Genomic DNA, 12,258 nt, shown 5'->3' on the forward strand with positions numbered 1-12,258 from the left:
GCAAACGGCCCGGTCGCTTTAGTGATGCTTCCGGGCCAGAATGCACTAGGCTTCCGCTAAAAACAGCTCCAGCAACGAGTTCAGAAACAGTTTCCCTTTCTCTGTAATCTGCCAGTGTTCCGGCGATTCAGTGATGTAACCTGCGGCAATGGCCTCGTCGAGCTGTGGGCGAATCAGCGTTTCATGCAGCCCGGTATAGCGGCTAAAGTCTGCACGCGGCGCGGCCTCCAGCAGACGAAAACGGTTCATGAAGAACTCAAAAGGCTTATCCTCGTCTGCAACGTCGTACTGCTTATCAAGATAATTGCCCTTCATAAAGCCACGCGGATGGCGCACTTTTACGGTACGGACAATACGGCCATCTGGCTGAGTCAGTTTGCCATGCGCACCACAACCAATGCCCAGATAATCGCCAAAGCGCCAGTAGTTCAGGTTGTGCTCACAGCGGTAGCCCGGTTTAGCATAGGCCGAGGTTTCGTATTGCTCATAACCTGCCGCAGTCAGCAACTGGTGGCCCTGCTCAAAAATATCCCATAGCGCATCATCATCCGGTAGGGTTGGCGGGCGAGAGCCAAACAGCGTATTGGGCTCAATCGTCAGCTGATACCAGGAGAGATGCGGCGGGTTGAGCGCAATCGCCTGGCGCAAATCATCCAGCGCCTCGGCCAGCGACTGATCGGGCAGGCCGTGCATCAGGTCAAGGTTGAAGCTGCGCAGCCCTAAACCCTGTGCCAGTGCTGCGGCACGCTTCGCTTCTTCCGGTCCGTGGATACGGCCCAGACGTTCCAGTTTCTGCGGGCTGAAGCTCTGGACACCAATCGAGATTCGGTTAATACCGGCGCGTTGATAGGCGCTGAAGCGATCCGCTTCCACCGTGCCCGGATTGGCTTCCATCGTGACTTCAGCATCGGCTGTTAGCGTCAGCCGCTCGCGTACGCCATCCATCAACATCTGCATGGCGCTGCTGCTTAACAGGCTTGGCGTCCCGCCGCCAATAAAGATCGTGCGAACCTCACGACCCTGAATCAGCGGCAGGTCGTGTTCAAGATCGCGCAGCAGGTGCTGCACATACTCAACGTGCGGCACCTCATCCTTTAATGCGTGAGAATTAAAATCGCAGTAGGGGCATTTCTGTACACACCAGGGAATGTGGATGTACAAACTCAGAGGCGGTAAATCAGGCATTACGCATCGCTTCCAGTAACAGCGTCAATGCTTTACCACGATGAGAGACTTTTCCTTTCTCTGCCTTAGTCAGTTCGGCTGCAGTTTTACCCAGTGCCGGAACCCAGAACACCGGATCGTAACCAAAGCCACCTTCACCGGCTGCCGTTCGGGTAATTTCCCCTTCCCAGGCACCGTGGAAGACCAGCGGCGTTGGGTCGGCAGCATGACGTAGATAAACCAGCACGCAGTGAAACTGCGCCTGACGTTGTCCGTCAGGCGTGTTTTCCAGAGCCTGAAGCAGCTTTTCCAGATTCTGCTGGTCGCTGGCGTCTTCACCAGCATAGCGGGCTGAGTAAATCCCGGGCGCGCCACCCAGCGCATTCACGGCCAGGCCAGAGTCATCTGCGATAGCCGGCAGGCCGGTCACCTGCGCGGCATGGCGCGCTTTCAGGATGGCATTTTCAATAAAGGTCAGGCCGGTTTCCTCGGCGGATTCCACGCCAAGTTCGGTTTGCGCCACGACATCCAGACCAAAGTCAGCGAGCAGATCCGCCAGCTCACGTACTTTGCCGGGATTGCCGGTGGCAAGAACAACTTTTTGCATAACAGTTCCAGTTTGATTCATTTACAGCAAATACCAGAGACCCGGGAACAGATCCATGCCAAGGAAATTCAGGGCATACAGCACCAGAATCACGATCATGGCTGAGAAGTCGATGCCGCCCATGGCAGGAAGAATACGACGAATCGGCGCCATTAACGGCTCGGTCAACTGAATCAGCACATAGTCCATCGGGCCGCGGCCCTGACTGATCCAGCTCATCAGGGAGCGAATGATAATGACCCAGAACACCAGATAACCTGCAGATTTCAACAGCGACAGCAGGCCAACCAGCAAATTCGTGGGATCGACAGAGAACACGCCGACCTGAATCAGCAGCAGAAGGGGATATTTAAGCGTTGTCAGCACAAAGGCCAACAGCAGGGAGGCCGTATCAATCGGACCCAGAGCCGGAAGGATACGACGCAGGGGTTTTACAATCGGCTGAGTAATCTTCACGACAAACTGCGCAAGCGGGTTATAAAAATCACAACGTGACCACTGCATCCAGATGCGCAGCAGCAGCACCATGACGTAGAGATCGATTAGCGTTTTTACTAAAAACGTCATTGTTAACATGAAGTTCCTCAATTATTGTTGTGAAGGTTGTGTGTAATCTCGCGCGCCAAAAATGGCGGTGCCAATGCGCACCATCGTACTGCCAGCGGCAATTGCCGCCTCCATGTCATCGCTCATCCCAAGGGAAAGCGTATCAACGTCGCTATACTGCTGTTTAAGCTGGTCAAAAGCATCAGCCATTTGCTGGCATACCGCCAGCTGTCGCTGATAATCTTCTTCGGGTGCCGGAATCGCCATCAGCCCGCGCAAACGCAAACGCGGCATTGTCAGGATGTCCTGAGCCAGTCCGGCAACCGCCTCCAGCATGATGCCAGATTTGCTGTTTTCATCACTGATATTTACCTGGATTAAGACATTGAGCGGCGGCAGATGTTCAGGCCGCTGATCGTTAAGACGCTGTGCGATCTTCTGACGATCGACCGTATGACACCAGGCAAAGTGTTCAGCGACCAGGCGGCTTTTATTGGACTGCAGCGGGCCAATGAAGTGCCAGGTCAAGGCAGGATGTGAGGTCAGTGACTGAATCTTTTCAACCCCTTCCTGAACGTAATTCTCACCAAAATCGATCTGTCCCGCCGCTGCGGCTTCTTCGACCGCGCTCGCAGGCTTTGTTTTGCTCACTGCAAGTAGCGTAATTTCTTCTGGCGACCGGCCGCAACGGGTTGCAGCAGCAGCGATTCGCTGACGGACTTGCTGTAAGTTGTGCTGGATTGAAGTCATAGTCTGGAGATCAAAATGGATTTGGATGAATTAGTGGAGCTTAGTGTAAAGCATAACGCCGCCGATCTGCACCTTTGTAACGGACATTCGCCGTACTGGCGCCGTCAGGGCGGGCTTGAAACGCTGCCCGGCCAGCCCATCCTGCCATCCGACTGGATGGCGCGATTTACCTCGTCATGGCTGGACAGCGAACAGCAGCAGGTGCTAAAGCGAGAAGGGCAGCTGGATTTCGCCTTAACACTGGTTAACGGGCAGCGCCTGCGCGCGAACCTGTTTATGCAGCGCAACGGGCTGTCTCTGGCGCTGCGTATTATTGCCAGCCGCTGTCCTTCGCTTGCGGATTTACGCCTTCCGCAGGTTGTGCCCACCTTGCTGAACAAACAGGACGGGCTGATTTTGATTACCGGCGCGACCGGTAGCGGTAAATCCACCACGCTCGCCGCCATGGTCGATGCCATCAACCGGCAGCAGGCCCGTCATATTCTCACGCTGGAAGATCCCATTGAGTTTATTCATCACAGCCAGCAGTCCCTGATTCAACAGCGCGAAGTGGGGCTGCATTGCCGCTCGTTTAGTCTGGGCCTGAAAGCGGCCTTACGCGAAGATCCCGATGTGATTATGCTGGGAGAGTTACGCGACAGCGATACCATTCGCCAGGCATTAACCGCGGCAGAAACCGGACATCTGGTGCTGGCGACGTTGCATACGCGCGGCGCAGTCCAGGCGGTGGATCGGCTGGTGGATGTGTTCCCTGCAGATGAAAAGGCGCTGATACGCACCCAGCTGGCGGGCAGTCTGAAAGCCGTTATTGCGCAGCAGCTGGTTTCAGCCACAGATGAGACACGCGTGGGGCTGTTTGAGGTGCTGATTGCCACCAGCGCGGTGGTCAATCTGATTCGGGAAGGCAAAATGCATCAGATTCCCGCTATTCTGCAAACCGGCGCGCAGGCCGGAATGCAAACCTTTGAGCAGAGTCGGTTAGCCCGTCAGGCCGAAGGGGTGATTCATTAATGGGTTTCAAACCAGTCCTGCAGGATAATCGCCGCTGACTGGGAATCGACTGAACCTTTATTCAGGGCACGATAGCCACCCCGTTCAAACAAACCGGCGCGCGCTTCAACGGTGCTGAGGCGCTCATCCTGTAGCTCAACGCGAATACCAAAACGGCCATGCAGGCGATTCGCAAACTTACGGGCGCGGGCTGTTAAAGGCTGCTCGGTGCCGTCCATGTTCAGTGGCAAACCCACCACAACAAAGTCGGGCTGCCACTCTTTAAGCAGCTTTTCAATTTGCAGCCAGTCTGGCGTCCCGTCCTGCGCCTTAATCGCGCTTAACGGACGGGCGCTGCCCGTCAGCTGCTGACCAACCGCAACGCCGATGCTTTTGGTGCCGAAGTCAAAACCTAACAACGTTTGTGTATTCATCAGGCGTGACCTGCATCGCTGGCCATGTTGTGAATATCAATGCCCATACTGCGCGCGGCTTCACGCCAGCGCTCGGCGATGGGCGTCTGGAACAAAATATTACTGTTAGCCGGTGTGGTCAGCCAGGCGTTCTCCATCAGCTCATTTTCAAGCTGGTCTTTTTCCCAGGCACAATAACCCAGCGCGACCAGCACATGATCGGGCTGTGAGGCTGTACCGATCGCTTCCAGCACGTCACGTGAGGTGGTAATCACGGTGTTGTCTGACACCCGAATGCTGGAAGTAAAGGTGCGCTGTGCCGAGTGCAGGATAAAGCCCCGATCTTCCGCCAGCGGACCACCGCTGAACACCGGCTTATCAAGATTGATAGCCGGATCGCGGTTATCTTCGGCGATCTTGAGCTTTTTCAGAATGCCTTCAACCGTCAGGTTTTCCATCGGCTTATTGATAATCAGCCCCATTGCCCCTTCTTCGTTATGCTCACAAACGTAGACGACAGAACGTTTAAAAAAGGGATCTTGCAACGATGGCATGGCAATTAAAAAGTGATGCTGTAAATTCATTCTCACATGCTTTACCAAAGATAACCGGTGCGTGATTGCTGCACCGGTGTTGGGTTGATCACGGAGCATGGCCCCAGCGTTATGCTCAGCTCAGGCGCTTCTCAATGGCGTCCATCAGCATACCGGTGATGGAGACAGGGAAGGCGGCCTCAATTTCACGAATGCATGTTGGGCTGGTCACGTTAACTTCAGTCAGTCTATCACCAATAATGTCGAGGCCCACAAAAATCAGGCCTTTGGCCTTCAGTGTTGGACCGACGCGGCGGGCGATTTCCCAGTCACTTTCGCTCAGCGGGCGCGCTTCACCGCGTCCGCCAGCCGCCAGGTTTCCACGGGTTTCTCCCCCTTGGGGAATACGCGCCAGACAATAAGGAACCGGTTCGCCATCCACTACCAGCACGCGCTTATCACCGTCTTTGATAGCCGGCAGGTAGTTTTGCGCCATGCAGTAACGGCTTTCATGTTCAGTCAGGGTTTCAGCGATAACGCCGAAATTCGGATCGTCCTGCTTCACACGGAAAATAGAGGCGCCGCCCATGCCGTCCAGCGGTTTCATGATGACGTCGCCATGCTCTTGCCAGAACGCCCGCAGCTGTTGCTTAGAACGCGTGACCAGGGTGTCCGGTGTGAATTCAGCAAACCAGGCGGTATACAGTTTTTCGTTACAGTCGCGCAGGCTTTGCGGCTTGTTGACGATCAGCGTGCCCTGCTCTTCAGCCCGTTCCAGGATGTAGGTACAGTAGATAAACTCGGTGTCAAACGGCGGGTCTTTACGCATCAATACGACGTTGAGATCGGCCAGTTTAATCTGCTGCTCACTGCCAAACTGATACCAACTTTCGGCATTCTGTTCCACGCTAAGCAGGCGAGTGCGGGCGTAAGCCACACCACCGCGCAGGGAGAGATCGTTCATCTCCATGTAGTGGATTTCGTAACCCCGGCGCTGTGCTTCCAGCAGCATTGCAAAGCTGGAGTCTTTTTTAATGTTGATGGATGAGATTGGGTCCATCACGATGCCAAGCTTGATCATTATTATCTCCTGAAGGAGGCGGCGGTTACCGTCTCGTTTCGTTCGGGCAAAAAGGGGCTGAGCAGTCAGAACGCGATGTTGATTACAGGCGTCCCAGTGGAGCTAAAAGTATCGCTTAACCCAGGTCACCAAACCTCACCTGAAGTGCCGTAATGGCAGTCAGGGCCGTTGTTTCGGTACGTAAAACCCGTGGGCCAAGCAGAATATCGGTAAAACCGTGCTGCGCCGTCATGGCAATTTCGTCAGCTGAAAGCCCGCCTTCCGGACCAATCAGCAGGCGAACGCGCTCAACCGGCTGAGGCAAAGTGTTGATGCTGTGGCTGGCGCGCGGGTGCAGGTTCAGTTTTAACCCACTTTCCGCTTCACTGCACCAGGCTTCGAGTGCCATGGCCGGACGGATTTCGGGTACACGGTTACGACCACACTGCTCGCAGGCGGCAACAGCAATCTTTTGCCACTGCTGAATTTTTTTTGCCAGGCGTTCTGCATCCAGTTTGACACCACAGCGTTCAGAAAACAGCGGCGTAATAACATTAACGCCCAGTTCGATTGATTTCTGGATGGTAAATTCCATTTTTTCGCCGCGAGACATGACCTGACCGAGATGCAGATGGAGGGGCGACTCGCGATCGTCTTCCTGACTTGCCGTGATGGATACTTTTACACGTTTTTTATCAACATGCGTGATTTCTGCAGCGAAAGTCAGATTACTGCCATCAAAGAGTTCTACATGCTGTCCGCTGGTCATACGCAGCACGCGACCAACATGACCGGACGCGTCTTCATCAAGCGTGATTTCACTGCCAACATGAACAGGCTGTGAGTGATAAATGCGAGGTATGCGCATAATGTCCCTGAGAGCTAAACGCCGCGAGGTTGACGCGGCGGGGCTGTGAAACAGTTAGTTTAGGGCAGGGATTTTAACGCGTGCAAGCCTCAAGCACATAAGGATTATGATTCCCCTGTACGCGAGCGATGCGCTGGTCGCGCTCGCATTCCCATTTGCTGACCGGATAGAGCTTGTTCCAGGCTGTAAATAACTGCGTTTGCTGACGTGACAGACGCAGATGATACTGGTCGCGCATATAGAAGTAAGTCCGGGCGATCGCGCCACGGGCCCGTTCGGGCGGCTGCGCCTGCTTGTTTTTAAAATCAATCTGCATGCTGCACTGACCGTACTGTTTATCCGTACCGTTCCACTGACTGTAGGCATAGTTACCGCGATCGCCATTCACTTCACCGATTGCCGGCTGCAGATTATGCAGGTCGGTTTCGATACGGCGATAGTCGGCATCTTTGCTGCAATTTTTGCGGCCGCCGTTCTGCCAGCACTGACGTTGATGGCCGAACTCCCAGGCGGGCATCACGTGTTCCCACTCGATACGTGCGGCGCGGTGGGCATTTTTGCGCGGCTGGTAGCCACAGCTGTTCAGATCAGGCTCCCCCTTTTTGCCGTGCCAGGTAATTTTACAGCCACAGTAAAAGCTGCCGGGCGCATCGTCATTAATCTCTGCGGCGTAGGCTTTTGCCTGTTGAAAATTATTTTGATGATAGTTGTTGAGGTTTAGGGCCTGGCTGTTAAAAGACGCGAGTAACAGTGCAGTCGTGATGAGAAATTTGCGAGACATGTTCCAGTTTTACCCCTGGTCCTTAAAAGGGCGGCAGGGTAACAGAATGCCTGCTCAGGCGGAATGAGAATCCGCTCAGGAAAGGGGAAAAACCTCGGCTTTCAATAGGCTACCGCAGTGAACGCAGCGGTACTCGCTTTCGCCGCGAACGACACGATTATGGCGCCTCACGGTAAGCTGGTGCTGTTGACACTGGCAGCGATAAGCAAAGGTGCGGCTGCGCACCGACTCGACCTCAAACTGATGGGTGCGCCGCGCCGGCACGCCCAGCACAGTCTCCATCATCCATTTCCACTCTTTGCCATGCGGTGCAACGCGGCCGAAGGTTTTCCACACCAGCAAATGGGCCAGCTCATGGGGAACGACCTCATCAATAAAGGCCTGCTGATTTTCCATCAGCAGGACAGGATTCAGGCGGATTTCCCATTTTTCCAGCCAGGCCGTTCCGGCAGCCGTGCCGCGCTGCTGATAAACCAGCCTGGGTTCGGGATAATGTTGTTCGAGCTTTTCATTTGCCCGTTCGAGCCCACTACGCAGGGCGCGCATAACGGCTTGTTGTAGGGCAATGGGAAGACGGGATGTTTTCATGGCGCTCAGCATAAGCGGCAGCGGCGTGGAACTCAACTCAACAGCAATATCGGTCCTGCAAAAAAGTCGTACCCGCCGAACCCGACGGGCAGACATGACATTATTTTAATGAAACTGCCTTATTGTCTGAGCCAGTTGCTGCGCCTGATCCTCAAGTGAACTGGACGCCGCTGACATCTGCTGAACCAGCGCAGCGTTTTGCTGGGTCGTGCCGTCCATTTCATTGACCGCGATGGTCACCTGCGCAATACCGCGGGCTTGCTCATCGGATGCAGCAACGATTTCACCAATGATGCGCTGCACTGATGAAACGGCATTTGTCATCTCATGCATGGTTTTGCCTGCATCGTTGACCAGCACAACGCCATTTTCAACCCGAACAACTGATTCCTCAATCAGGGCGGAAATATCTTTCACGGCGCTGGTTGTCCGCTGCGCAAGATTCCGGACTTCGGCGGCTACGACCGCAAAGCCGCGCCCCTGTTCGCCTGCGCGTGCAGCTTCAACAGCAGCATTAAGTGCCAGAATGTTGGTCTGAAACGCGATGCTGTTAATCAGCGTGGTGATATCACCGATTTTCTTTGAACTTTCATCAATCTGCGCCATGGTAGTGACCACCTGATCGACCAGGGTTTCCCCCCGGCTGGCGATGCGCGTGGCATTTTCAGTCAGGCTCGTTGCCTGCTGTGCATTATCCGCGTTCATGCGGATAGCTGCACTAATCTGCTCCATGCTCGCGGCAGTTTCTTCCAGTGCCGCAGCCTGTTCCTCGGTGCGTGAGGCGAGGTTGAGGTTTGCACCGGCAATTTCGCCCGCTCCCTGCTGGACCGAGGTGCTGGCGTCTTTGATTTGTCCCACAATGCTCTGCAACTGTGTCTGCATGGTGTTGAGGGCATAAAACAGGCTGCTGCTGTCGCCTGGCGCAACCTGAATGCCATTGTTTAACTGACCTTCAGCAACGGCCAGCGCAATGCGCGCCGCCTCTTCGGGTTCACCGCCAAGATGACGCATCACTTTACGGTTGAATAACAGACCCAGCACGGCCCCCACGGAAAGGATACTGACAATCATCAGCGCAATAGCCCAGTAAAGCTGCTTGTCAGCCGCCGCCATTACCTGGCTGACGGGTGCCACAATCCCTACATACCAGGGTTTCGTGTTGTTGCCCACGCTTATCGGGTACCAGGTGTACATGGCATTTTCTTTCAGTACGGGATCGTACTGTTCTGTCACTGCCGTACGGTAGCTGTTGCTGTTTCCCTGCCATTTTTTGCCGGCTTCACCTGCATTGGGGGAGGAAATCACGTTGCCGCTGTTCGAAAGCAGCAGCGCGTAGCCGGTTTCGTGCCAGGGTTTGATCTGGTTTACTTTTTTCTGGATGGCGGAAAGCAGGATATCGGAACTGACAACCAGCTTCAGTTTGTCATTGACCATAACAGGGGTAGCCACCGAGGTTAACCACTCTGGTTTTGCGCCATCATAAGCGAAGCTGTAAGGCTCAATCAGGGTGTCCTTTTGCGTTTCTTTCGGCAGTAAATAGTAATTACCGGCCCCCGGCTGCAGAAAGTCCATTGCCGGATTCATTTTGTAGCGCCCGTCTTTGTCCCGGTCAACATACCAGGCATAGCGACCACCCGGTGGCGTTCCCTGCGGCCCGACAAAGGCACTGTCACGGCCATCAAAGGCATCGGGTTCAAACACTACGGTCATCGACACAAAGTCAGGGTTTTTATTCAATGCATATTCCATCAGCTTGTCGGCAACTTTACGATCATTTATCCCTGCTGCAGGCAGGGCAGCAAGGCTTTGCCCCAGGTTTTGAGCGGCATCCAATGCATGCGTCAGTTCCTGCTGGATTTGCCCGGCGTGACTAGCAGCAATTTGCTGCAGGTAGTTAGCGGCAAGAGATTTTTGTTCTTTCGAGGACTGCCAACTGAGTAATCCGATGGTCGCAGTAAACCCCACGACGATCGTCATTCCGCCTGCCAGCAGCATCTGAGCACGGGTGCTCATCGTCTTTTTAGGGCTGGTATTGTTCATGCTATTTCCTGGTCAACGCGAAGTCTGAAAAAAGCTTTTTATAATGAAAACGTCAGGTAATTTATCGGCGTATATTTTTTCGACTTTAATGAAAGAAAAGCGAAGCGGGGAGGTGTAAGCCAGTAACGGCAAGGTCTGGGCGTTGAAACGGTAGGATATTTTTCGTTGTCAGTTGTGGGGAAAGCGGCAAGAAAAAAGCCAGTCAGCTTACCTTGACTGGCTCTAGGGGACATACTGAGGAGGACTTACTGACCGATATCGCGCAGCTTTTTACCTGCCATCAGGTTACGTTCAATGTGCTCCAGCGAAACGTTTTTGGTTTCGGGAATCAACATCACCGTCAGGACGATGAAGAAGACGTTGAGCAGGCCGTAGACCCAGAAGGTCGGCGCATTGCCCAGCGTATTCAGCATGGTCAGGAAGGTTGCGCCGACAATCATGTTGGCGATCCAGTTCGTGGTGGTTGAAACAGTGATACCGAAATCGCGTCCTTTCAGAGGCTGAATTTCAGAACACAGAACCCAGATCAGCGGACCGGCTGACATGGCAAAGCCCACGATAAACATCAGCAGCATGCCAATCGCGAAGTACTGCGCACCTTGCGAATGAATGCCCATGTGCAGCATGGTGCCAAGAACGCCCATACCGGCTGCCATCACCAGGAAGCCCAGAATCAAGGTAGGCTTACGGCCCCAGCGATCCACCAGACCGATAGCAATAAAGGTTGCCAGTACGTTAACCAAGCCGACAATCACCGTTCCCCACATCTGCTGGGTGGTATTCGCGAAACCCGCAATCTCAAAAATTTTCGGTGCGTAATACATGATGACGTTCATGCCGGTAAACTGTTGCATCACCTGCAGCAGAATGCCCAGGTACACCGCACGACGGAAGTGGCTGCTGCTGGTAAATAATCCCCAGCCTGACTGTTTGATCTTCAGGCTTTCACGGATCTCATCCAGCTCGCGCTTCGCCTGCTCACTGGTATCACGCAGGCGATCCAGTACGCGTTGCGCATCACGGAAGTTGCCTTTCGCCGCCAGCCAGCGTGGGCTGTTTGGCAGGAAGAACACGCCGATCAGCAGCAGCAGGGCAGGGATGGTGATCACGCCCAGCATCCAGCGCCAGTTACCTGTGAAGCTGAACGCGGTATCGGAAAGGTACGCACCCAGAATACCGATGGTAATCATCAACTGATAAAGCGAGATCATACTGCCGCGGATTTTTTCAGGCGCAATCTCAGAAAGATAGAGCGGCGCAGTGTAAGAGGCGATACCGACCGCCAGGCCTAACAGCACGCGTGCGCTGATCAGCATTTCTGGGTTAGGTGCCATGGCTGACCACAGTGAGCCAATAACAAACAGGATCGCACCAGCCATCAGGCTTTTTTTACGCCCCAGACGCGATGACATCCAGCCGCTGCCGATAGCACCGATGGCCGCCCCGAACATCATTGAGCTGACAATCCACTCCTGTTGGTGTGCCGTAACGTTAAAGTCCTTCGCGATAAAGGGCAGTGCACCGGCGATAACGCCGATATCCAACCCAAACAGCAGGCCTGCAAGGGCTGCCAGAAAGCAGACAAATAAGGTCATTGCCTTATTTGAGGTTCTGCTTTTATGTGAATTGCCAGGCATGGTTGCCTCCAAAATTATCCATCATTGTTGTTATCGATGTTAAAAAACCTTATCTGGGCAAAAAGTGAGCCCGATCACATTGATGTAATCGCTTACACTTGCTGAAACCCTGAAATCCAGCATTTATAACCCAGAAAGGTCAAGTAACCAGTGAGGTATAGCACCCTCGAAGTTTCTGACAATGCCCTGTTTAACGCCTATCAGATGACGCTGAAAATAACGCATTTTAGGAAGAATAACTACGGCGATAAATTCCTAAATAGCCGATATCTAAAGCGTTT

At 53.9% G+C, this 12,258-nt stretch carries 13 protein-coding genes; 1 reads left to right on the plus strand and 12 read right to left on the minus strand.

The window, feature by feature from the left end:
• Nucleotides 1–45: 45 nt before the first annotated feature.
• Genes hemW through ACPXSQ_RS13450 form a run of 4 tightly spaced genes read right to left on the minus strand, consistent with a single transcriptional unit; the run spans nucleotide 46 to nucleotide 3,067 of the window.
• Nucleotides 46–1,185, minus strand: a complete 1,140-nt coding sequence (gene hemW, locus ACPXSQ_RS13435) for a radical SAM family heme chaperone HemW (protein WP_014594517.1) — start codon at nucleotides 1,183–1,185, stop codon at nucleotides 46–48.
• A complete protein-coding gene (locus ACPXSQ_RS13440; RefSeq protein WP_019104766.1) occupies nucleotides 1,178–1,771 on the minus strand; it encodes an XTP/dITP diphosphatase in 594 nt (197 codons plus the stop codon). Before ACPXSQ_RS13440 ends, hemW begins: the two co-directional genes overlap by 8 nt.
• A gap of 21 nt (nucleotides 1,772–1,792) precedes the next feature.
• Complete coding sequence (locus ACPXSQ_RS13445) at nucleotides 1,793–2,347, minus strand: YggT family protein (protein WP_014594515.1); 555 nt, start codon at nucleotides 2,345–2,347, stop codon at nucleotides 1,793–1,795.
• Between the two features lie 12 nt (nucleotides 2,348–2,359).
• The gene (locus tag ACPXSQ_RS13450) at nucleotides 2,360–3,067 is read right to left on the minus strand and encodes a YggS family pyridoxal phosphate-dependent enzyme (RefSeq protein WP_013027091.1); all 708 of its coding nucleotides are present in this window, start codon (nucleotides 3,065–3,067) and stop codon (nucleotides 2,360–2,362) included.
• A 15-nt stretch (nucleotides 3,068–3,082) separates the two neighbouring features.
• Here ACPXSQ_RS13450 and ACPXSQ_RS13455 point away from each other — a divergent pair, with 15 nt between their 5' ends.
• Nucleotides 3,083–4,078, plus strand: coding sequence for a type IV pilus twitching motility protein PilT (locus tag ACPXSQ_RS13455; protein ID WP_014605113.1), 996 nt, complete (start codon nucleotides 3,083–3,085; stop codon nucleotides 4,076–4,078).
• Here ACPXSQ_RS13455 and ruvX read toward each other — a convergent pair.
• The 8 genes from ruvX to ACPXSQ_RS13495 form a co-directional block, all read right to left on the minus strand.
• Nucleotides 4,075–4,491 (minus strand): Holliday junction resolvase RuvX, encoded by a 417-nt coding sequence (ruvX, locus tag ACPXSQ_RS13460; protein WP_013027089.1) that lies wholly within the window; start codon nucleotides 4,489–4,491, stop codon nucleotides 4,075–4,077. The two genes, ACPXSQ_RS13455 and ruvX, sit on opposite strands and share 4 nt — an antisense overlap.
• On the minus strand, nucleotides 4,491–5,054 hold the full coding sequence (locus ACPXSQ_RS13465; RefSeq protein ID WP_019104764.1) for a YqgE/AlgH family protein: 564 nt from the start codon (nucleotides 5,052–5,054) through the stop codon (nucleotides 4,491–4,493). The genes ruvX and ACPXSQ_RS13465 overlap by 1 nt, the downstream gene beginning before the upstream one ends.
• An 85-nt stretch (nucleotides 5,055–5,139) precedes the next feature.
• A complete protein-coding gene (gene gshB / locus ACPXSQ_RS13470; RefSeq protein ID WP_013027087.1) occupies nucleotides 5,140–6,084 on the minus strand; it encodes a glutathione synthase in 945 nt (314 codons plus the stop codon).
• 115 nt (nucleotides 6,085–6,199) lie between these two features.
• A complete protein-coding gene (gene rsmE / locus ACPXSQ_RS13475; protein WP_014594512.1) occupies nucleotides 6,200–6,931 on the minus strand; it encodes a 16S rRNA (uracil(1498)-N(3))-methyltransferase in 732 nt (243 codons plus the stop codon).
• Nucleotides 6,932–7,004: 73 nt separating this feature from the next.
• Nucleotides 7,005–7,712, minus strand: coding sequence for a deoxyribonuclease I (endA, locus tag ACPXSQ_RS13480; RefSeq protein WP_014594511.1), 708 nt, complete (start codon nucleotides 7,710–7,712; stop codon nucleotides 7,005–7,007).
• A 75-nt stretch (nucleotides 7,713–7,787) separates the two neighbouring features.
• Nucleotides 7,788–8,300, minus strand: a complete 513-nt coding sequence (locus tag ACPXSQ_RS13485) for a SprT family zinc-dependent metalloprotease (RefSeq protein ID WP_042677525.1) — start codon at nucleotides 8,298–8,300, stop codon at nucleotides 7,788–7,790.
• Nucleotides 8,301–8,405: 105 nt separating this feature from the next.
• On the minus strand, nucleotides 8,406–10,340 hold the full coding sequence (locus tag ACPXSQ_RS13490) for a methyl-accepting chemotaxis protein (protein ID WP_014594509.1): 1,935 nt from the start codon (nucleotides 10,338–10,340) through the stop codon (nucleotides 8,406–8,408).
• A gap of 245 nt (nucleotides 10,341–10,585) precedes the next feature.
• Nucleotides 10,586–11,977 carry a sugar porter family MFS transporter gene (locus ACPXSQ_RS13495; RefSeq protein ID WP_014594508.1) on the minus strand — a complete coding sequence of 464 codons (1,392 nt, stop codon included), beginning with the start codon at nucleotides 11,975–11,977 and terminating at the stop codon, nucleotides 10,586–10,588.
• Nucleotides 11,978–12,258: the final 281 nt, after the last annotated feature.

The organism is Pantoea sp. EEL5 (assembly GCF_049892805.1).
GTDB classification, from domain to species: domain Bacteria; phylum Pseudomonadota; class Gammaproteobacteria; order Enterobacterales; family Enterobacteriaceae; genus Pantoea; species Pantoea ananatis.

Bases quoted from the DNA above. Each gene is read 5' to 3' on its own strand.
- ACPXSQ_RS13440 (WP_019104766.1), bottom strand. From the start codon at position 1,771: ATGCAAAAAGTTGTTCTTGCCACCGGCAATCCCGGCAAAGTACGTGAG.
- endA (WP_014594511.1), bottom strand. From the start codon at position 7,712: ATGTCTCGCAAATTTCTCATCACGACTGCACTGTTACTCGCGTCTTTT.
- ACPXSQ_RS13450 (WP_013027091.1), bottom strand. From the start codon at position 3,067: ATGACTTCAATCCAGCACAACTTACAGCAAGTCCGTCAGCGAATCGCT.
- ACPXSQ_RS13490 (WP_014594509.1), bottom strand. From the start codon at position 10,340: ATGAACAATACCAGCCCTAAAAAGACGATGAGCACCCGTGCTCAGATG.
- ACPXSQ_RS13465 (WP_019104764.1), bottom strand. From the start codon at position 5,054: ATGAATTTACAGCATCACTTTTTAATTGCCATGCCATCGTTGCAAGAT.
- ACPXSQ_RS13495 (WP_014594508.1), bottom strand. From the start codon at position 11,977: ATGCCTGGCAATTCACATAAAAGCAGAACCTCAAATAAGGCAATGACC.
- ACPXSQ_RS13445 (WP_014594515.1), bottom strand. From the start codon at position 2,347: ATGTTAACAATGACGTTTTTAGTAAAAACGCTAATCGATCTCTACGTC.
- ACPXSQ_RS13485 (WP_042677525.1), bottom strand. From the start codon at position 8,300: ATGAAAACATCCCGTCTTCCCATTGCCCTACAACAAGCCGTTATGCGC.
- ACPXSQ_RS13455 (WP_014605113.1), top strand. From the start codon at position 3,083: ATGGATTTGGATGAATTAGTGGAGCTTAGTGTAAAGCATAACGCCGCC.
- ruvX (WP_013027089.1), bottom strand. From the start codon at position 4,491: ATGAATACACAAACGTTGTTAGGTTTTGACTTCGGCACCAAAAGCATC.
- rsmE (WP_014594512.1), bottom strand. From the start codon at position 6,931: ATGCGCATACCTCGCATTTATCACTCACAGCCTGTTCATGTTGGCAGT.
- hemW (WP_014594517.1), bottom strand. From the start codon at position 1,185: ATGCCTGATTTACCGCCTCTGAGTTTGTACATCCACATTCCCTGGTGT.
- gshB (WP_013027087.1), bottom strand. From the start codon at position 6,084: ATGATCAAGCTTGGCATCGTGATGGACCCAATCTCATCCATCAACATT.